The sequence below is a fragment of the Pseudomonas sp. SDT291_1_S447 genome (genome assembly GCF_054070155.1).
The window spans coordinates 1-23,096 of the sequence record NZ_JBSVXS010000088.1 but is presented as its reverse complement, the minus strand read 5'-3'; the positions used below and the strand labels follow the sequence as shown (position 1 = coordinate 23,096).

General features: G+C 60.3%; 24 protein-coding genes and 1 pseudogene. 11 read left to right on the top strand and 14 right to left on the bottom strand.

Annotated features, from left to right (window positions below):
* Positions 1-92: 92 nt before the first annotated feature.
* Positions 93-533, bottom strand: a complete 441-nt coding sequence (locus ACW9IR_RS22060) for a GlcG/HbpS family heme-binding protein (protein WP_038363926.1) — start codon at positions 531-533, stop codon at positions 93-95.
* A 268-nt stretch (positions 534-801) separates the two neighbouring features.
* On the opposite strand from ACW9IR_RS22060, the gene gcl reads away from it, so the two are divergent.
* From gcl to ACW9IR_RS22020, 8 genes are all read left to right on the top strand, one after another.
* Entirely contained in the window at positions 802-2,577 is a 1,776-nt protein-coding gene (gene gcl, locus ACW9IR_RS22055; RefSeq protein WP_007919935.1) for a glyoxylate carboligase, read from the top strand.
* 119 nt (positions 2,578-2,696) lie between these two features.
* Entirely contained in the window at positions 2,697-3,479 is a 783-nt protein-coding gene (gene hyi, locus ACW9IR_RS22050; protein ID WP_102900802.1) for a hydroxypyruvate isomerase, read from the top strand.
* 156 nt (positions 3,480-3,635) lie between these two features.
* Positions 3,636-4,529 (top strand): 2-hydroxy-3-oxopropionate reductase, encoded by an 894-nt coding sequence (locus ACW9IR_RS22045; RefSeq protein WP_007919937.1) that lies wholly within the window; start codon positions 3,636-3,638, stop codon positions 4,527-4,529.
* A 161-nt stretch (positions 4,530-4,690) separates the two neighbouring features.
* Complete coding sequence (locus tag ACW9IR_RS22040) at positions 4,691-5,965, top strand: glycerate kinase type-2 family protein (RefSeq protein WP_457465120.1); 1,275 nt, start codon at positions 4,691-4,693, stop codon at positions 5,963-5,965.
* Positions 5,962-7,377, top strand: a complete 1,416-nt coding sequence (pyk, locus tag ACW9IR_RS22035) for a pyruvate kinase (protein WP_110720781.1) — start codon at positions 5,962-5,964, stop codon at positions 7,375-7,377. Before ACW9IR_RS22040 ends, pyk begins: the two co-directional genes overlap by 4 nt.
* Before the next feature lie 146 nt (positions 7,378-7,523).
* Complete coding sequence (locus tag ACW9IR_RS22030; protein ID WP_110720780.1) at positions 7,524-8,438, top strand: urea transporter; 915 nt, start codon at positions 7,524-7,526, stop codon at positions 8,436-8,438.
* Between the two features lie 21 nt (positions 8,439-8,459).
* The gene (locus tag ACW9IR_RS22025) at positions 8,460-9,284 is read left to right on the top strand and encodes an ion transporter (RefSeq protein ID WP_038363916.1); all 825 of its coding nucleotides are present in this window, start codon (positions 8,460-8,462) and stop codon (positions 9,282-9,284) included.
* A 104-nt stretch (positions 9,285-9,388) separates the two neighbouring features.
* Positions 9,389-10,387 carry a sulfate ABC transporter substrate-binding protein gene (locus ACW9IR_RS22020; RefSeq protein WP_102900482.1) on the top strand — a complete coding sequence of 333 codons (999 nt, stop codon included), beginning with the start codon at positions 9,389-9,391 and terminating at the stop codon, positions 10,385-10,387.
* A 240-nt stretch (positions 10,388-10,627) separates the two neighbouring features.
* Here the strand turns inward: ACW9IR_RS22020 and ACW9IR_RS22015 are convergent, their stop codons facing one another.
* The gene (locus ACW9IR_RS22015; RefSeq protein ID WP_457465119.1) at positions 10,628-11,248 is read right to left on the bottom strand and encodes a hypothetical protein; all 621 of its coding nucleotides are present in this window, start codon (positions 11,246-11,248) and stop codon (positions 10,628-10,630) included.
* Between the two features lie 241 nt (positions 11,249-11,489).
* On the opposite strand from ACW9IR_RS22015, the gene ACW9IR_RS22010 reads away from it, so the two are divergent.
* Entirely contained in the window at positions 11,490-12,674 is a 1,185-nt protein-coding gene (locus ACW9IR_RS22010) for an MFS transporter (protein ID WP_457465118.1), read from the top strand.
* A 69-nt stretch (positions 12,675-12,743) separates the two neighbouring features.
* Here ACW9IR_RS22010 and ACW9IR_RS22005 read toward each other — a convergent pair whose 3' ends face one another.
* The 12 genes and pseudogenes from ACW9IR_RS22005 to ccmA all read right to left on the bottom strand — a co-directional run bounded on the left by ACW9IR_RS22005 (position 12,744) and on the right by ccmA (position 20,948).
* On the bottom strand, positions 12,744-13,148 hold the full coding sequence (locus ACW9IR_RS22005; RefSeq protein ID WP_102900479.1) for a type II toxin-antitoxin system HicB family antitoxin: 405 nt from the start codon (positions 13,146-13,148) through the stop codon (positions 12,744-12,746).
* Positions 13,148-13,359: pseudogene (locus ACW9IR_RS22000) on the bottom strand (type II toxin-antitoxin system HicA family toxin). The gene ACW9IR_RS22005 and the pseudogene ACW9IR_RS22000 overlap by 1 nt, the downstream one beginning before the upstream one ends.
* A gap of 208 nt (positions 13,360-13,567) precedes the next feature.
* Entirely contained in the window at positions 13,568-13,972 is a 405-nt protein-coding gene (locus ACW9IR_RS21995) for a hypothetical protein (protein ID WP_016987493.1), read from the bottom strand.
* A gap of 25 nt (positions 13,973-13,997) precedes the next feature.
* Positions 13,998-15,200, bottom strand: coding sequence for a c-type cytochrome biogenesis protein CcmI (gene ccmI, locus ACW9IR_RS21990; RefSeq protein ID WP_457465117.1), 1,203 nt, complete (start codon positions 15,198-15,200; stop codon positions 13,998-14,000).
* Positions 15,197-15,667: a cytochrome c-type biogenesis protein gene (locus ACW9IR_RS21985; protein WP_110720776.1), complete on the bottom strand. Its 471-nt coding sequence runs from the start codon at positions 15,665-15,667 to the stop codon at positions 15,197-15,199. The genes ccmI and ACW9IR_RS21985 overlap by 4 nt, the downstream gene beginning before the upstream one ends.
* On the bottom strand, positions 15,664-16,200 hold the full coding sequence (locus ACW9IR_RS21980; protein WP_095119917.1) for a DsbE family thiol:disulfide interchange protein: 537 nt from the start codon (positions 16,198-16,200) through the stop codon (positions 15,664-15,666). Before ACW9IR_RS21980 ends, ACW9IR_RS21985 begins: the two co-directional genes overlap by 4 nt.
* Positions 16,197-18,185: a heme lyase CcmF/NrfE family subunit gene (locus ACW9IR_RS21975; protein WP_110720775.1), complete on the bottom strand. Its 1,989-nt coding sequence runs from the start codon at positions 18,183-18,185 to the stop codon at positions 16,197-16,199. Before ACW9IR_RS21975 ends, ACW9IR_RS21980 begins: the two co-directional genes overlap by 4 nt.
* A 3-nt stretch (positions 18,186-18,188) precedes the next feature.
* Positions 18,189-18,644 carry a cytochrome c maturation protein CcmE gene (gene ccmE / locus ACW9IR_RS21970; protein WP_007919964.1) on the bottom strand — a complete coding sequence of 152 codons (456 nt, stop codon included), beginning with the start codon at positions 18,642-18,644 and terminating at the stop codon, positions 18,189-18,191.
* Positions 18,641-18,817 (bottom strand): heme exporter protein CcmD, encoded by a 177-nt coding sequence (gene ccmD / locus ACW9IR_RS21965; protein ID WP_003222944.1) that lies wholly within the window; start codon positions 18,815-18,817, stop codon positions 18,641-18,643. Before ccmD ends, ccmE begins: the two co-directional genes overlap by 4 nt.
* A complete protein-coding gene (locus ACW9IR_RS21960) occupies positions 18,814-19,569 on the bottom strand; it encodes a heme ABC transporter permease (RefSeq protein WP_016987487.1) in 756 nt (251 codons plus the stop codon). Before ACW9IR_RS21960 ends, ccmD begins: the two co-directional genes overlap by 4 nt.
* Before the next feature lie 78 nt (positions 19,570-19,647).
* Positions 19,648-20,316 carry a heme exporter protein CcmB gene (ccmB, locus tag ACW9IR_RS21955; RefSeq protein WP_007919970.1) on the bottom strand — a complete coding sequence of 223 codons (669 nt, stop codon included), beginning with the start codon at positions 20,314-20,316 and terminating at the stop codon, positions 19,648-19,650.
* The gene (gene ccmA / locus ACW9IR_RS21950; RefSeq protein WP_034151524.1) at positions 20,313-20,948 is read right to left on the bottom strand and encodes a cytochrome c biogenesis heme-transporting ATPase CcmA; all 636 of its coding nucleotides are present in this window, start codon (positions 20,946-20,948) and stop codon (positions 20,313-20,315) included. The genes ccmB and ccmA overlap by 4 nt, the downstream gene beginning before the upstream one ends.
* A gap of 197 nt (positions 20,949-21,145) precedes the next feature.
* Here ccmA and fliK point away from each other — a divergent pair, with 197 nt between their 5' ends.
* Positions 21,146-22,720, top strand: a complete 1,575-nt coding sequence (gene fliK / locus ACW9IR_RS21945; protein WP_457465116.1) for a flagellar hook-length control protein FliK — start codon at positions 21,146-21,148, stop codon at positions 22,718-22,720.
* Entirely contained in the window at positions 22,717-23,046 is a 330-nt protein-coding gene (locus ACW9IR_RS21940) for an EscU/YscU/HrcU family type III secretion system export apparatus switch protein (RefSeq protein ID WP_016987484.1), read from the top strand. The genes fliK and ACW9IR_RS21940 overlap by 4 nt, the downstream gene beginning before the upstream one ends.
* Positions 23,047-23,096 lie beyond the last annotated feature (50 nt).

Sequence of the window (23,096 nt, the reverse complement as noted above, 5' to 3'; positions counted from 1 at the left end):
GGGATTTGCGGCGTTCAGACATTTTGTGTCTGAACACAAATCCCTGTAGGAGTGAGCCTGCTCGCGATAGCGGTTATTCAATCAACGCAGATTCAAGCAGCCACCCCCGCATCCGCCCGCAACTCCAACGCCTCCACCGCTTTAATCGCCACCTGCTCATCAATATCCGACAAATCCCCGCTGATCCCGATCGCGCCCAGCACATTCCCCGCCTGATCCCGAATCAACACACCACCCGGTGCCGGCACGACGCTGCCCTGGCCCATGCTGTTCAGCGCGGCAATAAACGCCGGGCGTTGTTGTGCGTCCAGTGCCAGCAGGCGTGAACCTTTGCCCAGGGCGATGGCGCCCCAGGCTTTGCCGATGGCGATGTTCGGGCGCAGCAGGCTGGCGCCGTCTTCGCGTTGCAGGGTGATCAGGTGGCCGCCGGTATCGAGTACCGCGATGGTCAGCGGCGCGGCGTTGATGCCGCGTCCTGCATTGATGGCTTCGTTGACCAGGTTGACTGCGACTTTCAAGGTTAAAGCGCTCATGGTGCCGTCCTCATTTTGTTATAGGGAAAGTCGTAGGGCTGCGCTTTTCTGCCGCAGCCCGATGCAACAAATAGAACACAATGAGTTATTTTTTTGTATACAATAATTCTCGAAAAGCGTCACATGCGACGAAAAGCCACACTCAGACAGGCTTCCGACGAATGAAACAGGCGCTTGAGAAAATGGATTGACCTGCGCCGTCCGCCGTGAATACACTCTGCGCAAAGCCACTTGTATACAATTACAAAACGTAAAGAGGCACAAAACCATGAGCAAAATGAGAGCAATCGAAGCCGCCGTTCTGGTGATGCGCCGTGAAGGGGTTGATACCGCTTTTGGCATCCCGGGCGCTGCCATTAACCCGCTGTACTCCGCCTTGCAGAAAGTCGGTGGCATCGATCACGTCCTTGCTCGCCACGTTGAAGGCGCCTCGCACATGGCCGAGGGCTACACCCGCACCAAGGCCGGCAACATCGGCGTGTGCATCGGCACTTCCGGCCCTGCCGGTACCGACATGGTCACCGGGCTCTACAGCGCCTCGGCCGACTCGATTCCAATCCTCTGCATCACCGGCCAAGCACCCCGCGCCCGTATGCACAAGGAAGACTTCCAGGCTGTCGACATCACCAGCATCGTCAAGCCAGTCACCAAGTGGGCGACCACTGTTCTGGAGCCGGGCCAAGTGCCTTACGCGTTCCAGAAAGCGTTTTTTGAAATGCGCTCCGGCCGTCCAGGCCCAGTGCTGATCGACCTGCCGTTCGACGTGCAGATGGCCGAGATCGAATTCGACATCGACGCCTACCAGCCGCTGCCATTGGCCAAGCCGACCGCGACCCGCGTGCAGGTCGAGAAGGCTCTGGCGCTGCTCGATCAGGCTGAGCGCCCATTGCTGGTGGCCGGCGGCGGCATCATCAACGCCGATGCCAGCGATCTGCTGGTTGAATTCGCTGAGCTGACCGGCATCCCGGTGATCCCGACCCTGATGGGCTGGGGCACCATCCCGGACGATCACCCATTGATGGTGGGCATGGTCGGTCTGCAGACTTCGCACCGCTACGGCAACGCGACGATGCTGAAATCCGACGTGGTGTTGGGTATCGGTAACCGTTGGGCCAACCGTCACACCGGTTCGGTTGACGTTTACACCGAAGGCCGCAAGTTCATTCACGTCGACATCGAAGGCACGCAGATCGGTCGTGTGTTCACGCCGGATCTGGGCATCGTTTCCGACGCCGCTGCAGCACTGACCGTGTTCATCGAAGTGGCCCGTGAATGGCAAGCCGCCGGCAAGCTAAAGAACCGCAGTGCCTGGCTGCAAGATTGCCAGCAGCGCAAAGCCAGCCTGCATCGCAAGACCCACTTCGACAACGTGCCGGTAAAACCACAGCGCGTTTACGAAGAAATGAACCAGGTGTTCGGCAAGGACACCTGCTACGTCAGCACCATTGGTCTGTCGCAGATTGCCGGCGCGCAGTTCCTGCACGTCTACAAGCCGCGTCACTGGATCAACTGTGGTCAGGCCGGCCCGTTGGGCTGGACCATTCCGGCAGCACTGGGCGTGGTCAAGGCCGATCCGAGCCGGAAAGTCGTGGCCCTGTCGGGGGACTATGACTTCCAGTTCATGATCGAAGAACTGGCGGTCGGCGCTCAGTTCAAACTGCCGTACATCCACGTCGTGGTGAACAACTCGTACCTGGGCCTGATCCGTCAGGCGCAGCGCGGGTTCGAAATGGACTACTGCGTGCAGCTGTCCTTCGATAACCTGAACGCGCCGGAACTCAACGGTTACGGTGTTGACCACGTCGCAGTGGCTGAAGGCCTCGGCTGTAAGGCACTGCGTGTGTTCGAACCCTCGGAAATCGCCCCTGCTCTGCGCAAGGCCGAACAGATGATCGAAGAGTTCAAGGTGCCGGTGATCGTCGAGATCATTCTGGAGCGTGTGACCAACATCTCCATGGGTACCGAGATCAACGCCGTCAACGAATTCGAAGACCTGGCGCTGGTCGGCAACGATGCGCCAACGGCGATTTCGTTGCTTGACTGATTGCTTTTAGCCCCCTCTCCCCTTGGGAGAGGGTGGCTACATTTCCCTCTCCCCCAGGAGAGGGGACTGATCGCGTTCAGTCTGACCAACCGTGTCACATCCGCTTTTAGGAGACCACCATGCCGCGTTTCGCAGCCAACCTGTCCATGCTGTTCACCGAACAGGATTTCCTTGCCCGTTTCGACGCCGCCGCCAAGGCTGGTTTCAGCGGTGTCGAGTACCTGTTCCCGTACGACTTCAGCTCCGCTGAAATCAAAGCCAGGCTCGACGCCAACGGTCTGACCCAAGTGCTGTTCAACCTGCCGGCCGGTGACTGGGCCAAGGGCGAACGCGGTATAGCGTGCTTGCCGGATCGTGTCGAAGAGTTCCGCGCCGGTGTCGATCTGGCCATCGCTTACGCACAAGTGCTGGGCAACACCCAGATCAACTGCCTGGCCGGTATTCGTCCGCAAGGCGTTGACGATGCCACCGTGGAAAAGACCTTCGTCGCCAACCTGAAATACGCCGCCGACAAGCTGCAGGCAGCGGGCATCAAACTGGTGATGGAAGCGATCAACACCCGCGACATCCCCGGCTTCTACCTGAACAACACGGCGCAAGCCCTGTCGATTCGCGAGCAGGTCGGCAGCGCCAATCTGTTCCTGCAATACGACATCTATCACATGCAAATCATGGAAGGCGATCTGGCCCGCACCCTGCAATCGCATCTGAGCGAGATCAACCATGTGCAGCTCGCGGACAACCCGGGGCGCAACGAACCAGGCACCGGTGAAATCAACTACCGCTTCCTGTTCGAACACCTCGATCGAATCGGTTATCAGGGTTGGGTCGGCTGTGAATACAAGCCGCTGACCACCACCGAAGCAGGCCTCGGCTGGCTGAAAACCCACAACGCAATCTGACGCAGATCCCCTGTAGGAGTGAGCCTGCTCGCGATGAATTCACCTCGGTACACCTGATGTACCTCAGCGCCTGAATCGCGAGCAGGCTCACTCCTACATAAAAGCAACAGCTTCCCCCTATTTGCTTGAGCAAGACAAAAACAAGAGGATTTTCTCATGGCTAAAATCGGATTTATCGGCACCGGCATCATGGGCCACCCAATGGCTTCGAACCTGCAGAAAGCCGGTCACAGCCTGTTCCTGTCGGCGCACCACGACGCCGCCCCGGCCGACCTGGTCGCTGCTGGCGCCGTCGCCCTGGCCAACCCGCGCGAAGTCGCGCAGGAAGCAGAATTCATTATCGTCATGGTCCCGGATACCCCACAGGTCGACGACGTACTGTTCCGCGCCGACGGCGTTGCCGCTGGCCTGAGCAAAGGCAAAATCGTTATCGACATGAGCTCGATTTCGCCAACCGCCACCAAAGCTTTCGCCGCGAAGATCAACGAGAAAGGCGCGCAATACCTCGACGCACCGGTATCCGGTGGTGAAGTCGGCGCCAAAGCCGCAACCCTGAGCATCATGATCGGTGGCGACGCCGATGCCTTCGAACGCGCTCTGCCGCTGTTCCAGGCCATGGGCAAGAACATCACCTTGGTCGGTGGCAACGGCGACGGTCAGACCGCCAAAGTGGCTAACCAGATCATCGTTGCGCTGAACATTCAGGCCGTCGCTGAAGCCCTGCTGTTCGCTTCGAAAAACGGTGCCGATCCGGCCAAAGTGCGTGAAGCACTGATGGGCGGTTTCGCTTCCTCGAAGATCCTTGAAGTGCACGGCGAGCGCATGATCAAAGGCACCTTCGATCCAGGCTTCCGCATCAGCCTGCACCAGAAGGACCTGAACCTGGCCCTGCAAGGCGCCAAAGAGCTGAACATCAACCTGCCGAACACCGCCAACGCCCAGCAAGTATTCAGCACCTGCGCAGCGATCGGTGGCAGCAACTGGGACCACTCGGCGCTGATCAAAGGTCTGGAGCACATGGCCAACTTCTCGATTCGCGATAACAAATAAAGCCACTGCCCCACCGCTTAAACCTGTGGGAGCGAGCTTGCTCGCGAAGAGGGCGTGTCAGTCGACATGGATATTGACTGATCCACCGCTTTCGCGAGCAAGCTCGCTCCCACAGGGATCTCTACCGCCCTTTCGAATAACAAGAATTCCGGGAGCCCGCCATGTCGGTCGATCCGCAACAACTGCTGCGCGAGCTGTTTGCCACAGCCATCGACGCGGCCCATCCGAACCAAGTCCTCGAAGCCCATTTGCCCGCCGATCGTAGCGGCCGGGTGATCGTCATCGGCGCCGGCAAAGCCGCCGCCGCGATGGCGCAAGTGGTCGAGCGCTGCTGGGAAGGTGAAGTGTCTGGCCTGGTAGTGACCCGTTACGGTCACGGCGCCCCGTGCGAAAAAATCGAAGTGGTCGAAGCCGCGCACCCGGTTCCGGACGCTGCCGGTCTGGCCGTGGCCAAACGTGTGCTCGAACTGGTCAGCAACCTGACTGAAGACGACCGCGTGATCTTCCTGCTCTCCGGTGGCGGCTCTGCCCTGCTGGCGCTGCCGGCCGAAGGCATCACCCTCGCCGACAAGCAATCGATCAACAAAGCCCTGCTGAAATCCGGCGCAACCATCGGCGAGATGAACTGCGTGCGCAAGCACCTCTCGGCGATCAAGGGCGGCCGTCTCGGCAAGGCCTGCTGGCCTGCCACTGTTTATACCTACGCGATTTCCGATGTACCGGGCGACCTCGCCACGGTCATCGCTTCCGGCCCGACCGTGGCCGACCCAAGCACTTCCGCTGAAGCGCTGGCGATCATCAAGCGCTACGGCATCGAGATCCCCGCTTCCGTGCGCAACTGGCTGCAAAGCCCTGAGTCGGAAACCGTCAAACCCGGCGATCCATCCTTGGCGCGCAGCCACTTCCAGTTGATCGCCCGCCCTCAGCAATCGCTGGATGCGGCGGCGGTGAAATGCCGTCAGGCCGGTTTCAGCACGCTGATCCTTGGAGACCTCGAAGGCGAATCCCGTGAAGTGGCAAAAGTCCACGCTGGCATCGCCCGCCAGATCATCCATCACGGTCAGCCATTGGCAGCGCCGTGCGTGATTCTCTCCGGCGGCGAAACCACCGTGACCGTGCGCGGCAATGGCCGTGGTGGTCGCAACGCCGAATTCCTCTTGAGCCTGACCGAGAACCTAAAAGGCCAGCCCGGCGTTTACGCCCTGGCCGGTGACACCGACGGCATCGACGGCTCGGAAGACAACGCCGGCGCGATCATGACCCCGGACAGCTACGCCCACGCCGCCGCCCTCGGCTTGAGCGCCAGCGACGAGCTGGATAACAACAACGGTTACGGCTATTTCGCGGCGCTCGATGCGCTGATCGTCACCGAGCCGACCCGCACCAACGTCAACGACTTCCGCGCCATTCTGATCCTTGAGAGCTGCAAATCATGACGCCTGATAAAAAGGTCAAAATCCTCGCCACCCTCGGGCCTGCTGTCGATGGCATAGAAGACATCCGTGAACTGGTCGAGGCCGGAGTGAATATCTTCCGCCTGAACTTCAGCCACGGCGATCACGCCGACCACGCCAAGCGCTATCAGTGGATCCGCGAAGTCGAGCGTCAGCTCAACTATCCGCTGGGCATTCTGATGGACTTGCAGGGGCCGAAACTGCGCGTCGGCAAGTTCGCCGACGGCAAGGTGCAACTGCATCGCGGTCAGGCCTTCCGTCTGGATCTGGACGCGACGCCGGGCGATGAACGCCGGGTCAATCTGCCGCATCCGGAGATCATTGCCGCGCTGGAAGCGGGCATGGATCTGTTGCTCGACGACGGCAAACTGCGTCTGCGCGTGGTCACCAAGTACGACGATGCGATCGATACCACCGTGCTCAACGGCGGCGAACTGTCGGATCGCAAAGGCGTCAACGTGCCGCAAGCGGTGCTCGACCTCAGCCCGCTGACCGCCAAGGATCGCCGCGATTTGAGCTTCGGTCTGGAGCTGGGTGTGGATTGGGTTGCGCTGTCGTTTGTGCAGCGTCCGCAGGACATCATCGAAGCCCGCGCACTGATCGGCGACAAAGCCTTTTTGATGGCGAAAATCGAGAAGCCTTCGGCCGTTGAGCAACTGCGAGAAATCGCTGAACTGAGCGACGCGATCATGGTTGCTCGAGGTGACCTCGGCGTTGAAGTGCCGGCGGAAAGCGTGCCGCAGATTCAGAAAAACATCATCACCACTTGCCGTGAACTCGGTAAACCAGTGGTGGTGGCGACGCAGATGCTGGAATCGATGCGCTTCTCCCCTGCTCCGACCCGCGCCGAGGTGACCGACGTTGCCAACGCCGTGGCCGAAGGTGCCGATGCGGTGATGCTGTCGGCGGAAACCGCCTCCGGCGAGTACCCGCTGGAAGCCGTGCAGATGATGAGCAAGATCATTCGTCAGGTTGAGAACGGTCCGGATTATCAGACCCAGCTCGACGTCAGTCGGCCGAAAGCCGAGGCAACCGTTTCCGATGCCATCAGTTGCGCGATCCGGCGTATCAGCAACGTGCTGCCGGTGGCGGTGCTGGTCAACTACAGCGAATCGGGCACCTCGAGTCTGCGTGCAGCGCGGGAACGGCCGAAAGCGCCGATCCTCAACCTGACGCCAAACCTGCAAACCGCACGCCGTTTGAGCGTGGCGTGGGGGATTCATTCGGTGGTCAATGATCGTCTGCGTCAGGTCGATGAGGTTTGCTCGACCGCGCTGGAAATCGCCCAGGCCCAAGGCATGGCCGAGCGTGGTGACACGTTGCTGATCACTGCCGGTGTGCCGTTCGGTCAGCCGGGATCGACCAACTCGCTGCGGATCGAAACATTGATTTAGCGCCTGTACCGGCCTCTTCGCGAGCAGGCTCGCTCCCACAGTTGATTTGTGTGCATCACAAACTCAATGACTGAACAAAGATTCAATGTGGGAGCCAGCCTGCTGGCGATGCAGGCGCCTCGGTTTCACTGACTTTCAGAACTGCCATGCCTGCCAATCATTTCAACACCCACTGCCCCGACTGGGCCGAGGCTTTGCTCAACGGTTTCAGTCAAATATTCCTCCAGCGCCATCCGCTGTGCGGCCTGATGTGCCTGTTGGCGATCCTGCTGACGGCGCCGGTGCTGTTCGCCGGTGCGCTGCTCGGTGCCGTCGCCGGTTTGCTCACTGCGCAACGGCGCAACTACGCCAAGGCTGATCGCCAGGCCGGGTTGTTCAGCTACAACGGCATTTTGCTCGGCCTGTTGCTGAGCCTGTATTTCCCGTGGTCGCCGATGCTGCCGCCGCTGATTCTTGCTGCCGGCGGATTGAGCGCGATGGTCACGCAGCAATGGCTCAAACACGTGTACAGCAGCCGAGCCATACCGGCCTATACCTCGCCGTTCGTGGCCATGAGCTGGGTATTGCTGCTGTTTGCCGAACCTTCGGCACCAATAGCGCACATCGAGATGAATACGATCAATCTGCTCGCTGCCGAACTCCGTGGACTGGGCCAAGTGATGTTCCTCGGTCATCCACTGGCCGGCGCGCTGATTGCTGTCGGATTGCTGATCGCTGATCGCCGCGCGTTTTGCTGGGCGATGCTGGCGTCTGCAATCGGCCTCGGCTCCAGTCTGCTGCACCATGAAAGCAACGCTGCGTTGCTCGGCCTCGGCAGCTACAACGCCGTGCTCGCCGCCCTCGCCTTTTCCGCCCAACGCCAACAACCGTGGCTGCCGCTGCTCGGTATCGTCCTCGCGCTGCTGGTCACGCCGCTGTTTGCGGCGGTCGGCCTCGCGACGTTGACCGCGCCGTTTATCCTCGCCTGCTGGCTGATCCGCGCCGGGATTCAGATGCTCGGCAAAGCCAGCGTCGAGCGTGCGCCTTGCGCTCATGGGGAGAATCAACCTAGGCTGCGCTGATCTTCGATTCAGGCGTTATCCATGGACAGCAGCAACAGTTGGCGCGAACGGCTTTACGTGATGATTTTCCAGAGCGACACCCGCGCCGGGCGTCGCTTCGATGGCATCCTGCTGTTGATCATCCTCGCCAGTCTGGTGATCGTGATGCTCGACAGCATCGACAGCATTCACCAGAACTATGCGAACGTGCTGGCCTACATCGAGTGGGGCTTCACGATCATCTTTCTCGGCGAGTACATCCTGCGCCTGTACTGCTCGCCCAAGCCGTTGCGCTACGCCTTCAGCTTTTACGGGCTGGTGGATTTGCTGGCGATCGTGCCGGGCATCCTCGCCCTGTATTACAGCGATGCGCAGTACCTGCTGATTATCCGGATCATTCGGATGTTGCGGATTTTCCGTGTGCTCAAGCTCAGCCCGTACCTCAAGCAAGCCAATTACTTGATGTCGGCGCTGCGTGGCAGCAAGCAGAAGATCGTCGTGTTCTTGGTCAGTGTCTGCACGCTGGTGACGGTATTCGGCACCTTGATGTACGTGATCGAAGGCCCGGAACACGGTTTCACCAGCATCCCCAAAGGCATCTATTGGGCGATCGTCACGCTGACCACCGTGGGCTTCGGCGACATCGTGCCGAAGACCCCGCTGGGTCAGGTGATTTCGTCACTGGTGATGATCACCGGCTACTCGATCATCGCCGTGCCGACGGGGATTTTCACCGCCGAACTGGCCAACGCCATGCGCGGTGAACAGCTGCAACACGACTGCCCGGTGTGCAAGAAAAATAGCCATGAACACGGCGCGGCGTTCTGCTCGCGATGTGGCAATGCACTGTTCAAGAAACTGGAATAAGCAAAGAGCTTTTTAATCTTTAAACGACTATGCGTGCCCCGTTATAGTCAGTGGCAATTGAACATCACCCCCTGCTCCTACACAGATAAAACAAGGAATGCGCAGTGAAAAAACTCTTTGGCGCCTCACTTCTCGCCGCCAGTCTGGCCTTGGCCAACATCGCCCAAGCAGCCCCGACGCTGCTCAACGTTTCCTACGACGTGATGCGCGATTTCTACAAGGACTACAACACTGCGTTCCAGAAACACTGGCAAGCTGAGCACAACGAAAACATCACCGTGCAGATGTCCTTCGGCGGTTCGAGCAAGCAAGCGCGTTCGGTGATCGATGGCCTGCCGGCTGACGTCATCACCATGAACATGGCCACCGATATCAACGCCCTCGCCGACAACGGCAAACTGGTCCCGGAGAACTGGGTCACCCGTTTGCCGAACAACAGCGCGCCGTTCACTTCGGCCACGGTGTTCATCGTCCGTAAAGGCAACCCGAAAGCCCTGAAAGACTGGCCGGATCTGCTCAAGGACGGCGTGCAAGTGATCGTGCCTAACCCGAAAACTTCGGGTAACGGCCGCTACACCTACCTGTCGGCCTGGGGCTACGTGCTGAAAAACGGCGGTGACGAGAACAAGGCCAAAGACTTCGTCGGCAAGCTGTTCAAACAAGCGCCAGTGCTTGATACCGGTGGCCGCGCGGCGACTACCACATTCATGACCAACCAGATCGGCGACGTGCTGGTGACCTTCGAAAACGAAGCGGAGATGATTGCCCGCGAGTTTGGTCGTGATCAGTTTGAAGTGATTTATCCGAGCGTTTCCGCCGAGGCTGAGCCACCGGTGTCTGTGGTCGATAAAGTGGTCGACAAGAAAGGTTCGCGTGCAGCGGCGGATGAGTACCTGAAGTACCTGTGGTCGCCGCAAGGTCAGGAGATTGCGGCGGCAAACTACTTGCGTCCGCGTGATCCGGCGGTGCTGGCGAAGTACACCGACCGTTTCCCGAAAGTTGATTTCCTCTCGGTTGAGAAAACCTTTGGTGACTGGCGTACGGTGCAGAAGACTCACTTTAATGATGGTGGGGTTTTCGATCAGATTTACAGTGGGCAGTAAGGTTTAAGCTGACATGAAAAAGGCGACCCTCAGTGGTCGCCTTTTTTTGTGGCCGCTTTACCCTCACCCCAGCCCTCTCCCGGAGGGAGAGGGAGCCGACCGAGGTGTCTGGCGAGTTACATCGACCTGAAAGACCTTATCGATTATGGATTCGGCACCGCAGTTTCATGTCGGCGTATTCTTTCAGCATCCCCCAATCAGTCCCCTCTCCCTCCGGGAGAGGGTTAGGGTGAGGGGCTTTTACATCGGCGGCGTCACCCCATCCTTCCCCGCAGAAATCGATTGCGCCGTCAGCGTGCCATCCGCACCCTGCGTAACGAACGTAACAATCTTCACCCCAACCTTCAGCAAGCTCCGATCCCCCGGCTCGAGATTCACGATCGGCACATCCTCCGGCACCAGAATCTTCTGCTGCCCGCCCTTGTAGTTCACCGTCAGCACCCGCCCGTTGCTCACCACCAGATCGCCGACGCTGCCATTGGTCATGCTGCTGCCCTTGGCCAGATCGAACGGCCGATGCCCGTCGCCGCTACCCGCCAGCTCCGGCGGAAACACATGCACCTCCAGCGCCTTGAGCGTGCCATCCTCTTGCGGCATCGCCGCCGAACCGATGTAACTGCCGGGTTTGATGTCTTCGATATTGGCCAGGGTGACCGCGCGAACTTTGGTGTCGCCGGTCAACTGGATCACCACGTTCTCGCCACTGTTGACGTGGACTTTCAAGGTGTCGGCGCTGACCCCGGTGATCTCTCCGCGCACGCCAATGCGCATGCCGGGGGCATCAGCGGCCTGCACGCTCATCGCGCCCAGCAGGCTGATCAGGGCAATCGTTGCTATGTGGTGAAGCCTTTGACGAACCATTGCAATCCTCCAGTCATCAAGATTGAACAAGCCGATGCGAACATAAGCACGCTATCGAACAGGATGTAAGTGAATGTATCATCGACCCCGACAGTCGGACGCAAGGTCCGCCGATGGATGACACGCCGCTAGCATCCTGTCATTGCGCAACGGAATAACTGATATCAACCGCCGGCGTCTTCTGCCCTTGCGGATTAATCCTTAGCCTCACCGCATCCCTTTCGCTGGATCGAGAAACGATATGACCACCACTCACACAATGACCCGAGGCATGGTGCTGCTGTTCGCCTTCTGCTGCGGCGCCATCGTTGCCAACATCTACTACGCACAGCCGATCATCGGCCTGATCGCGCCCGACATTGGCCTGAGCGACACCATGGCCAGCTTCATCGTCTCGCTGACGCAGATCGGTTATGCGCTGGGCCTGTTCTTTCTGGTGCCGCTGGGCGATCTGCTGGAAAACCGCCGGTTGATGATCATCACCACCGTGGTGGCGATTGCCAGCCTGCTGGCGGCGGCGTTTACCGATCAGCCGAATGTGTTTCTGCTGATCTCGTTGCTGGTCGGTTTTAGCTCGGTGTCGGTACAGATCCTGATTCCACTGGCGGCGCATCTGGCACCGGAAGAATCCCGCGGTCGGGTGGTCGGCGGGATCATGGGTGGCTTGCTGCTGGGCATTCTGCTCGCACGACCGGTGTCGAGCGTGGTGGCCGACCACTTGGGCTGGCGGGCGATGTTCATGATTGCTGCCGCGTTGATGGCGGCGATCAGCGTGGTATTGGCGCTGACCGTGCCCAAGCGCCAGCCGGATCACAGCGCTACCTATGGCCAACTGATCGGCTCGTTGTGGACGCTGTTGCGCCAACAACCAGTACTGCGTCAGCGGGCGTTTTATCAGGGCTGCATGTTCGCCACCTTCAGCCTGTTCTGGACCGCGGTGCCGCTGGAACTGGCACGCAACCATGGTTTGTCGCAAAGCGAGATCGCAATCTTCGCCCTGGTCGGCGCCATCGGTGCCATCGCCGCACCGATCAGCGGACGCCTGGCTGATGCCGGCCATACTCGCATCGCCTCGCTGCTGGCCATGCTGTTCGCCAGCCTAAGTTTCCTGCCCGCCTTCATCCACCCGGCCTACAGCGTCATCGGCCTGGCCGTGACCGGCGTGGTGCTCGACTTCTGCGTGCAGATGAACATGGTCCTCGGCCAGCGCGCGGTCTATTCGCTGGACGCGAAAAGCCGTGGCCGTCTGAACGCGCTGTACATGACCAGCATCTTCATCGGCGGTGCCTTCGGCTCGTCGGTGGCCAGTGCGGTGTACGAGCATGGCGGCTGGTTGTGGATCGTGATTGTGGGAAGTGCGTTCCCGCTGCTGGCGTTGTTGCGGTTTTTGAGTGCTTCGCAGCGTGGTTCATTGGCAACGGCGTAAGGCGGCAAAAGCTTCGCGAGCAGGCTCGCTCCCACAGGTTATTCATTTAGCCTGGGGGAGCGATGAGGCTTAATATCGAACCAGCTTTTCCATCGCCGCATCGGCCAGAAAGGAGGAGCGGCTTTTGACGTTGTGCTCGCGCACATAACGATCGATGCGCTGAATCACATAACCGGGCAGCGTTACGTTGACCTTTTCGGTCTTGCCGAGATAGGGCGAAATATCCAGCTCCAGCATGCCCCAGCCCATATCGGCAAATTCCGGATTGTTGCGATGCGCCGCTGCAGAAGTGGGCATAGGGATCGCCTCTGCGCTCGCCACAATTTCCTGCAGCATGATGTGGGCGATTTCAACGGCAGCGTTGTAGGCCTCTTCGAAACTATCCCCTGCTGTCACGGCGCCGGGAATATCGGGGATCTGAATACCGATGGCGGTATTTTCGTCACCCCATTCGATGCAGATTGGATATTGCATTATGGATCTCCTTGGTAACTGGCTGGCGGGTTGTACAACCCGGCACGCCTCCTGATGCTTTTGACCGTCCCCAGTGGCAAATCCTTTTTCGGGTGAGGGACGGGAATCGTGTACGGGTTGTATCGGTGAGTGAAGATGTGATGACTGCCGGTGATCCGATCCAGCACCCAGCCAGCCCCTCCAGCTCCTTGATCAATTGCCTGCTTTGCACCAATCGCCTCCTTGGCCTGGCCCTTTAAAAATAACCCTAGAGTTATCTTTACTCAAGCACAGAAATCCAGAGAGCGACGTCCGGTTGTTTTACAGAGTGTGATTGAAACGCTAAACCCTGAGCTTTGCGCAGCACTTGCTTGAGCAAGTTTCTGTGCGAACCCAATAGGCACACAGCAAAACGGCGATCCAAAGATCGCCGTTTTCATTTACTGCCCGAACTGCTTGCCCAACCCCGGTGGCACGCCGTGGATGTTGGTGTCTTCCCACGGACCATTGGGGCTGACCGAGCGGCTCCAGCCGTTGTTCCAGCGGTAGTAGGTGCGCTGGCGGTAGAAGGTGTTGGTCTGGTCGTCGAGCACGTAGACGCCGAGTTTCTGGTCCCAGTGGCTGTTGCCGCCCGGTGGTGGGGCGAAGCTGGCTGAGGTGCGCGGGACGGGTTTTGCCGGTTTCGCCGGGATGCTTTTGCCCGGGGTTGGCGAGGTCGACGGGGTCGGGCTCGGTTGTGACGGCGGAATCGGCGGCAGGTTGGTCGTCGGTTCCGGTCGTTGCACCGCACATGCACTCAAGCCCAGGGCCAGTGTGAGGACTGTGATTCGGGCGATGGTGTGCATGGCGGTGCTTTCCTGTTGTGTCCGGCTATTTGTCCGGGCTGTCGATGGTCAGTTTTTGTAGCGCGGTGGTGCTGCTGGCCAGAGGGCCGCTGCGACCGACCCACTCGCCGGCAGTCGGTTGGCCGGCGCGGGAGATGCGCGCAACCAGTTGGACTTCAGGGAAGTTCGACAGTTTCAACTGCGGCATCATTGCGTCGGCATCGCCCAGTTCCACGGTCACCGGCAGATCGGCCACGGTCAGGCGTTTGGCGGCCAGCGGTGCCGGTGGACCGGAGGTGGCGCGGGCGAAAATGAACACGCTGTCACCCGGTTGCACTTTGCTTCTGAGTTCGCTGGAAAGATCGACGTTGACTTTCAACAGCGCGGCTTTCGCGGCTACCGGTGCCTCAGCGACTTTGCCACCGCTGGCTTCCAGACGTTCGGCGGCGCGTTTGATCCCGCCTTGCAGCGCGGCGCGGGAGCTATCCTCAGGCGGCACTTGCGCGAGCAAGCGGTTCCAGTAATCGATGGCTTCCTGATAACGCTCGCCTTCGAACGCAGCGATGCCGAGCAGACCGAGGCTGGTGACTTCTTTCGGATCAGCCTTCAGCGCTTCGTCAGTCAGCGCCTGAATCTTCGCCGACCACTTCTTGCCGTCAGCAAAGTACTGCGCCTGCGCCCACTGACCGAGCAGTTCCGGCTGGCGACCGGCCAGGTTGGCGGCGCGTTCGAACATCTTCGCCGCGTCCGCCGGACGCTCTTGCGCCATGTAGGTACGACCGAGGAAATACAGGCCTTCGGCAGAATCCGGTTGCGCCGCAACAGCACGTTCCAGACGCTGGGTCATTTCTTCCATCGACTGCGGCGCCTGAGCGAACTCGCGGGTCAGTTCGACCTTGTCGGCAGCGCCGAAGTGCATATAAAGACCCAGGCCCAATACCGGCACCAGCACAGCGGCCAACAGCGGCAAGGGTTTACCCAGTCGGGAAACCCGTGGCGCGCTGACGCCTTCGGTATCCGCCAGCAACTCACGGGCAGCCTCCGCACGACCGCTGTCCATTTGCGCAGCGTCGAGTACGCCTTCAGCCTGTTGCGCTTGCAACTCAGCGACGCGCTCCTGATACAACGCGACGTTCAGGGCAGTACGATCCTCTTCACGCTGGGCGCGACGTTCACGCAGCACCGGGATCAGCAGAAAACTCAGGGCGACCAGAAGCAACAGCCCTGCGGCAAGCCAGAAATCAATCATTCTTGGTTTTTATCCAACAGTTGGTCGAGGCGCTGACGTTCTTCGCTGGACAGCGCTTGCGGAGTCTCGGCGCGCTGGCCGCGACGACGACGGACGATCACCGCGATCACCACAACGCCGCCGAGCAGCAGCCCGGCCGGGCCGAACCACAGCAACGCCGTTTTGGCATTGAGCGCCGGTTTGTAGCGGACGAAATCACCGTAGCGATCAACCATGAAATCGATGATCTGCTGGTTGTCCTTGCCCTCACCGAGCATGCGGAAAATCTCTTTGCGCAGGTCAGCGGCAATCGGCGCGTTGGAGTCGGCGATGTCCTGGTTCTGGCACTTGGGGCAGCGCAGTTCCTTGGTCAGTTCGCGGAAACGCTCACGGTCGCCTTCTTTGGCGAACTCGTAGGTGTCGATGGCGGCATGGGCCACACCGACCAGACTAAAGCCCAATACGGCAGCGGCTAAAAAGCGTTTCATGGCTTGGCCTCATCGACCAGTGCCTGATACTTGGCGGCGAGTTTTTCGCGCCAGACCTGCTCGTCGATCACGCCGACATATTTGTCGCGGATGATGCCCTTGGCGTCGATGAAGAAGGTTTCCGGCGCGCCGTAAACCCCGAGGTTGAGGCCCAGCGAGCCTTCATCGTCACGGATATCCAGCGCATACGGATTGTGGAATTCGGCCAGCCACTTCAAGGCATCGGCGTTGGTGTCCTTGTAGTTGATGCCGTAGATCACCACACCACGCTCGGCGAGTTTGTTCAGCACCGGATGCTCGACCCGGCAGGAAATGCACCAGGTGCCCCAGACATTGACCAGTGCCGGTTTGCCGAGAATGTCAGCCTTGGTCAGGTTCTTGTCGCCCTGCACGTTTGGCAGGGAAAACTCCGGGAACGGCTTGTTGATCATCGCCGACGGCAGTTCCGCCGGATCGAGGTACAGCCCGCGATAAAGAAACACCGCCACCAGCAGGAAAATCGCCAGTGGCACCAGCATCAACCAACGTCTCATGCCGCCGCTCCCGTCATGCCCAGTGCTTCACGCACCTTGGCTTTCACTTTAACCCGATAACGTCGATCCAGCGCCGCCAACAAGCCACCGAACCCGGTGAGCAAACCGCCGAACCAGATCCAGCGCACGAACGGTTTGACGTGCACGCGCACCGCCCACGCGCCGTTGTCCAGCGGTTCACCGAGGGCGACGTAAAGGTCACGGGTGAAACCGGCGTCGATGCCGGCTTCGGTCATCACCGAGTTCTGCACGGTGTACAGACGTTTTTCCGGGTGCAGCACGCTGATTTCCTTACCGTCACGAATGACCCGAATCGTGCCTTTGTCGGAGGTGAAGTTCGGCCCTTCGAAGTGCTTGGCGCCTTCGAAGACGAAGTGATAACCGGCCAGGTCCATCGACTCGCCCGGCGCCAGACGCAGGTCGCGTTCGGCACTGTTCTGACTCGACAACACCACGCCCAGCGCACACACGGCGATGCCGAGGTGAGCGATCTGCATGCCCCAGTAGCTACGGGTCAGGGTTGGCAAGCCTTTGATCAGACCTTTGTGGCGAGTCTTGTCGACGATGTCGCGTGCACCGGCCAGCAGCACCCACGCAGCAAGCAGGAAGGTCGCAATCACCGCCCAGTTGAAATCGCCGTAAGCAACACCGGCAACCACCGCCAGCGCAACGCTACCCAACAGCACTGGGGTCAGCATGCTCGCCAGCCATTTCACCGGGGTGTCTTTCCAGCGGACGATCACACCGACCGCCATCACCATCATCAGCAACGCCATCAACGGAATGAACAGCGCATTGAAGTACGGCGGGCCGACCGACATTTTGGCGCCGCTGAGGGCATCGAGAATCAGCGGGTACAGCGTGCCGAGCAGAATCATCGACGCCGCCACCACCAGCACCAGGTTGTTGCCCAGCAGCAGGGTTTCCCGCGACCACAGGTTGAAACCGACCTGACTTTTCACCACTGGCGCACGCAGGGCGAACAGCGTCAGCGAGCCGCCAACCACAAACAGCAGGAAGATCAGGATAAATACGCCGCGCTCCGGATCGGAGGCAAACGCGTGCACCGAAGTCAGCACGCCGGAGCGCACCAGGAACGTACCGAGCAGGCTCAGCGAAAACGCGGCAATCGCCAGCAACACCGTCCAGCTCTTGAACACGCCACGTTTTTCCGTGACCGCCAGCGAGTGGATCAGTGCGGTGCCGACCAGCCAAGGCATGAACGAGGCGTTTTCCACCGGGTCCCAGAACCACCAGCCACCCCAGCCGAGTTCGTAATAGGCCCACCACGAACCGAGGGTGATGCCGATGCCGAGGAACGCCCAGGCAACGATGGTCCATGGCCGCGACCAGCGTGCCCACGCGGCATCAAGGCGACCGCCCATCAACGCGGCGATAGCGAAGGCGAACGCCACCGAAAAACCGACGTAACCCATGTACAACATCGGCGGGTGAACGATCAGGCCGATGTCTTGCAACAGTGGATTCAAGTCAGCGCCATTGCTGGGCATTTGCGGCAGGATGCGTTTGAACGGGTTGGACGTCAGGATCAGGAACAGCAAGAAGCCGGTGCTGATCATGCCCATCACCGCCAAGACGCGGGCGAGCATCACTTGCGGTAACTGCCGGGAGAACACCGACACGGCGAAGGTCCAGCCACCGAGAATCAGCGCCCACAGCAGCAACGACCCTTCGTGGGCGCCCCACACCGCGCTGAATTTGTAGTACCACGGCAACGCGGTATTGGAGTTGTTCGCCACATACGCGACGGAGAAGTCATCGGTCATGAACGCGTAGGTCAAAATGCCGAACGCGAACAGCAGAAAAGCAAACTGCCCCCATGCGGCGGGCTGGGCCAGACTCATCCAGAAACGGTCACCGCGCCAAGCGCCAATCAATGGCACCACGGCCTGCACCAGCGCAAAACACAGCGCCAGAATCATCGCCAGATGACCGAGCTCAGGAATAAAAATCGCCGAGGTCATCGATCAACCCTCCTTCGCAGGCGTTGGGGCGGATTGACCACTGTCTTTCAAGGCTTTGGTCACTTCCGGCGGCATGTACTTCTCGTCGTGCTTGGCCAGCACTTCATCGGCCACCACCACACCATCGGCGTTGAGCTTGCCGAGGGCAACGATGCCCTGCCCTTCGCGGAACAGATCCGGGAGGATGCCGCGATAGGCGATGGTCACGGATTTATTGAAGTCAGTGACGACAAATTTGACGTCCAGCGAATCCTTCGAGCGCTGCAGCGAACCGGCCTCAACCATGCCGCCGGCGCGGATGCGCGTGTCTTGCGGCGCTTCGCCATTGGCGATCTGCGTCGGAGTGTAGAACAGATTGATGTTCTGCTGCAGGGCGCTGAGGGCCAGGCCGACGGCAGCGCCGACCCCGACCAGAATGGCCAGAATGATGATCAGACGTTTCTTGCGCAGCGGATTCACTTGCCGTTCTCCCGGCGCAGACGACGCGCCTCTTGTTGCAGATAGCGCTTGCGGGCCGCAATCGGCGCCACCACGTTGAGGATCAGCACCGCCAGACAGATGCCGTAGGCCGACCAGACATAGAGGCCATGATGGCCCATGGCGAGGAAGTCGCCGAATGAAGCAAAACTCATCGAGCGGCCTCCAGACTGTGCTGCACTTCTTCTTTCACCCAACTGGCGCGGGCTTCACGCTTGAGCACTTCAAGACGCATGCGCAGCAACAGCACGGCGCCGAAGAAGCAATAGAAACCCAGCACGGTCAGCAGCAGCGGCAGCCACATCTCGGCCGGCATCGCCGGTTTTTCGGTAAGGGTGAAAGTCGCGCCCTGGTGCAGGGTGTTCCACCACTCCACCGAGTATTTGATGATCGGGATATTGATCACGCCGACGATGGCCAGCACCGCGCAGGCTTTGGCGGCGCTGTCGCGGTTGCTGATGGCATTGCCCAGCGCGATCACGCCGAAATACAGAAACAGCAGAATCAGCATCGAGGTCAGGCGCGCGTCCCAAACCCACCACGAACCCCAGGTCGGCTTGCCCCAGATCGCCCCGGTGACCAGCGCCACGGCGGTCATCCACGCGCCGATCGGTGCGGCACATTGCAGGGCGACGTCGGCCAGTTTCATTTTCCACACCAGCCCGACCACACCGCACACCGCCAGCATCACGTAGATCGACTGTGCGAGCATCGCGGCAGGTACGTGGATGTAGATGATGCGAAAACTGTTGCCTTGCTGATAGTCCGGCGGCGCGAAGGCCAGGCCCCAAACGACGCCGACGCCGATCAGCAGCAACGCTGCGATGCTCAGCCACGGCAAGAACTTGCTGCTGATGCCGTAGAACCACTTGGGCGAGCCGAGCTTGTGAAACCAGGTCCAGTTCATACTGTTTCCATCACGGGTGCCGCTCATCGGTGTGAGCAGTCTCAGGGTCTTTGCTGGTTAAATTTTAACCAGACCTCATTATTCGCCGACGCTGATCTTCAGGCCAGCAGCTATTGCAAACGGTGTCAGGGTGATCGCCAGGGCGGTCAGGCTACCCAGCCATAGCAGATACCCGGTCGCCGGCATGCCTTGCAAGGCAGCCTGCAAGGCGCCACTGCCAAGGATCAACACCGGGATGTACAACGGCAGAATCAGCAGCGCCAGCAACAGGCCGCCACGCTTCAAACCGACCGTCAGCGCCGCGCCCACCGCGCCGAGCAAGCTCAGCACCGGTGTTCCCAGCAGCAACGAAAGCAGCAAAACCGGCAGACAGGCGGCAGGCAAACCGAGCATCAACGCCAGCAGCGGTGAGAGCAGAACCAGTGCCAGACCGGAGAAGAGCCAGTGTGCCAGCACCTTGGCCAAGACCAGAAGTGGCAGCGGGTGCGACGAAAGGACCCACTGTTCCAGGGATCCGTCTTCGAAATCACTGCGGAACAGCCCGTCCAGCGAGAGCAGGACCGACAACAGCGCCGCCACCCAGACTAACCCGGGGGACAGGTTTTGCAACACTTGAGTTTCCGGGCCGACGGCCAGCGGGAACAACGCGATGACGATGGCGAAGAAAATCAGCGGATTGGCCAGTTCCGCCGGGCGGCGAAACAGCAGTCGGGATTCACGGGCAACCAGCAGGCCAAACACACTCATACTGCCCAATTCCCCAGATCGATGTCGCGATAACCGGCCGGCATCCGGCTCAACGTGTGGTGCGTGGTCAACACCACCAGACCGCCGCGCTCGCAGTGCCCGGCCAGATGTTCTTCGAGCTGCGCCACGCCCTGCTTGTCGAGGGCGGTAAACGGCTCATCGAGAATCCACAGCGGCGGGCTGTCCAGATACAGGCGCGCCAGCGCCACGCGGCGTTGCTGACCGGCAGAAAGACTGTGGCAGGGAACATCTTCGAAACCGCGCAATCCTACTGCTGCCAAGGCTTGCCAGATGGCGTCGCGTTCGGCGGGATGATGCAGGGCGCAGAGCCAGGAGAGGTTCTCTTCCGGGGTCAGTAGATCCTTGATCCCGGCGGCGTGGCCGATCCACAGCAGGTTGCGTGCGAGTTCGCTGCGTTGTTCGGTCAGCGGCTGGCCATTAAGCAGGACTTGCCCGGCGGTCGGCTGCATCAGCCCGGACAACAGGCGCAAAAGGCTGGTCTTGCCGCTACCGTTGGGTCCGCTGATCTGCACCATATCGCCGCTGGCGAGTCTCAATTCGAGATTTTCGAAGAGCAGCCGCAGATCACGCTCACACGCGAGGGCAACGGTTTGCAGGACAGGACTGGTCAAGGGATCACGGGCCTTATACGGTTCAAGTCGGCTCTGGCGCGGCCGTTAAAGAGATGCAGCATAGATGCATTGACGGCTCGATCTAGAGAGCTGGGTCAAACAATTGCTATGTTTTTTATTCGAAGCGCAAGACGGGCGGCATTATACATGTCGTGCCTTACTCTCAAGAGTGCAATTTCCTCAGGTTGTGTCCGCGTATGACAGGCGAAATGAACATCCTCCCGCTCCCGCCCACTACCCCGGCGACCGTTCGCCCGCAGGTCGGTGAGCTGCTCAAGCTGCTGACCCCGGTCGAAGGCCTGATCGGCGCCGGGCAAAGCGCCAAAGCCGAGGTGTTGTCGCTCAAGCAGGCGGATCAGACCTTTCAGTTATTGCTCAAGGTGACCGTCGACGGCGGACGCCAGACCACCGTGCAGGCGACCAGCAATCTGCCGCTGCCGCAAGGCACCAGTCTGGCGATCACTCAGCCGTCGGCGGGCAATCTGGCGATTACCGTGCAGCAGGCGATTGCCAGCAGCGTCGCCGCCCTCACCCGCATCGATACTGCACAATTGCCGGTCGGCACGCTGCTGCAAGGCAAGGTGCTGACCTCGCAGGCGCTGCCGCAGACGCCGGGGCAAGCGGCAGTATTCCGTTCGCTGGTCAGTTTGCTCAACAGCGCACAGAGCGGCAGCACACTGACCATCGATAGCCCGCAGCCACTGCGCATCGGCACCTTGCTTTCGGCGCTGGTGGAAGATGCACAAACTCTCAAGTTTCTGCCGATGAGCAGCCGCCAGGAACAACTGGCCGTGAGTCAGCAACTGCTCGGCCAGCAAAGTCGTCAGGCATCCCTGACAGGGTTGCTGAATGCTTTGCAGAATCTGCCGAGCGATACCGATCAGACATCGCAGGATTTGCGCGCGGTGGTCGACAAACTCCTTGCCAGCCTCCCGGACGTGCAACAACTGAGCACCGCCAAAGGCGTGGCCCTTGCCCTGGCCAACAGCGGCGCGTTCCTCGAAGCCAAATTGCTGACCGGGCAGAACCCGACGCTGGCTCCGGACATGAAGGCCGATCTGCTCAAGCTGATCGCGCAGCTGACTCCGGGCCTGCCGAGCAGTACCAGTTTCAACGCGATCATCGCCGCCAACACCCTGGCGCAAGCGCTGCCGAGTTTCGTCCGTAACGCCCTCGGCATGCTCGGCCAGGTCAGCGCCAAACCAGTACCGAGCAGCTTCCCGCTGCCCGAGCGTTTGCTGCAAAGTCTGGACGGCGAAGGCGATCTGGAACAGTTGTTGCGCCTCGCCGCCGCTGCGGTATCGCGCCTGCAGAGCCATCAACTGTCGAGCCTGGAACAAACCGGTGTCACCGACGACGGGCGCCTGCTCAGCACCTGGCAACTGGAAATCCCCATGCGCAACCTGCAAGACATCGTGCCGTTGCAGGTCAAGTTCCAGCGTGAAGAAGCGCCGGAGCGCGAACCGCAACCAAACGAACGCCGCGACGAGCGCGAACCCAAGCAACAGCTGTGGCGCGTCGATCTGGCGTTTGACATGGAGCCGCTCGGGCCGATGCAGATTCAGGCGCAACTGATCGCCGGCAGCCTGTCCAGCCAACTGTGGGCCGAACGGCCGTACACCGCCGATCTGATCGGCAACAACCTGTTCGCCCTGCGCCAGCGCCTGCTCGATCGCGGGCTCAACGTCGGCGACATCGACTGCCACCTCGGCACCCCGCCGCAGGGCAACCAAACCCGTCTCGAACACCGCTGGGTCGACGAAACCGCATGAACGATTCCACTGCCCCACGCCAGGCCATCGCCCTCAAATACGACGGCAACCACGCCCCGACCCTCACCGCCAAGGGTGATGACGAACTGGCCGAAGAAATCCTGCGCATCGCTCGCGATTGCGAGGTGCCGATTTACGAGAATGCTGAATTGGTGCGCTTGCTGGCGCGGATGGAACTGGGCGACAGCATTCCCGAAGAGCTGTACCGCACGATTGCCGAGATCATCGCGTTTGCGTGGAATCTGAAGGGAAAATTCCCTGAGGGGCAGGACCCGAATGCGCCGATGGTCGAGAAGGACGTCACCGATCGCGGCGATGATTATTAAGCCTTAAAAGCAAAAGATCGCAGCCTTCGGCAGCTCCTACATTGGAATGC

Bases quoted from the DNA above. Each gene is read 5' to 3' on its own strand.
- ACW9IR_RS22060 (WP_038363926.1), bottom strand. From the start codon at position 533: ATGAGCGCTTTAACCTTGAAAGTCGCAGTCAACCTGGTCAACGAAGCC.
- gcl (WP_007919935.1), top strand. From the start codon at position 802: ATGAGCAAAATGAGAGCAATCGAAGCCGCCGTTCTGGTGATGCGCCGT.
- hyi (WP_102900802.1), top strand. From the start codon at position 2,697: ATGCCGCGTTTCGCAGCCAACCTGTCCATGCTGTTCACCGAACAGGAT.
- ACW9IR_RS22045 (WP_007919937.1), top strand. From the start codon at position 3,636: ATGGCTAAAATCGGATTTATCGGCACCGGCATCATGGGCCACCCAATG.
- ACW9IR_RS22040 (WP_457465120.1), top strand. From the start codon at position 4,691: ATGTCGGTCGATCCGCAACAACTGCTGCGCGAGCTGTTTGCCACAGCC.
- pyk (WP_110720781.1), top strand. From the start codon at position 5,962: ATGACGCCTGATAAAAAGGTCAAAATCCTCGCCACCCTCGGGCCTGCT.
- ACW9IR_RS22030 (WP_110720780.1), top strand. From the start codon at position 7,524: ATGCCTGCCAATCATTTCAACACCCACTGCCCCGACTGGGCCGAGGCT.
- ACW9IR_RS22025 (WP_038363916.1), top strand. From the start codon at position 8,460: ATGGACAGCAGCAACAGTTGGCGCGAACGGCTTTACGTGATGATTTTC.
- ACW9IR_RS22015 (WP_457465119.1), bottom strand. From the start codon at position 11,248: ATGGTTCGTCAAAGGCTTCACCACATAGCAACGATTGCCCTGATCAGC.
- ACW9IR_RS22010 (WP_457465118.1), top strand. From the start codon at position 11,490: ATGACCACCACTCACACAATGACCCGAGGCATGGTGCTGCTGTTCGCC.
- ACW9IR_RS22005 (WP_102900479.1), bottom strand. From the start codon at position 13,148: ATGCAATATCCAATCTGCATCGAATGGGGTGACGAAAATACCGCCATC.
- ACW9IR_RS21995 (WP_016987493.1), bottom strand. From the start codon at position 13,972: ATGCACACCATCGCCCGAATCACAGTCCTCACACTGGCCCTGGGCTTG.
- ccmI (WP_457465117.1), bottom strand. From the start codon at position 15,200: ATGATTGATTTCTGGCTTGCCGCAGGGCTGTTGCTTCTGGTCGCCCTG.
- ACW9IR_RS21985 (WP_110720776.1), bottom strand. From the start codon at position 15,667: ATGAAACGCTTTTTAGCCGCTGCCGTATTGGGCTTTAGTCTGGTCGGT.
- ACW9IR_RS21980 (WP_095119917.1), bottom strand. From the start codon at position 16,200: ATGAGACGTTGGTTGATGCTGGTGCCACTGGCGATTTTCCTGCTGGTG.
- ACW9IR_RS21975 (WP_110720775.1), bottom strand. From the start codon at position 18,185: ATGACCTCGGCGATTTTTATTCCTGAGCTCGGTCATCTGGCGATGATT.
- ccmD (WP_003222944.1), bottom strand. From the start codon at position 18,817: ATGAGTTTTGCTTCATTCGGCGACTTCCTCGCCATGGGCCATCATGGC.
- ACW9IR_RS21960 (WP_016987487.1), bottom strand. From the start codon at position 19,569: ATGAACTGGACCTGGTTTCACAAGCTCGGCTCGCCCAAGTGGTTCTAC.
- ccmB (WP_007919970.1), bottom strand. From the start codon at position 20,316: ATGAGTGTGTTTGGCCTGCTGGTTGCCCGTGAATCCCGACTGCTGTTT.
- fliK (WP_457465116.1), top strand. From the start codon at position 21,146: ATGACAGGCGAAATGAACATCCTCCCGCTCCCGCCCACTACCCCGGCG.
- ACW9IR_RS21940 (WP_016987484.1), top strand. From the start codon at position 22,717: ATGAACGATTCCACTGCCCCACGCCAGGCCATCGCCCTCAAATACGAC.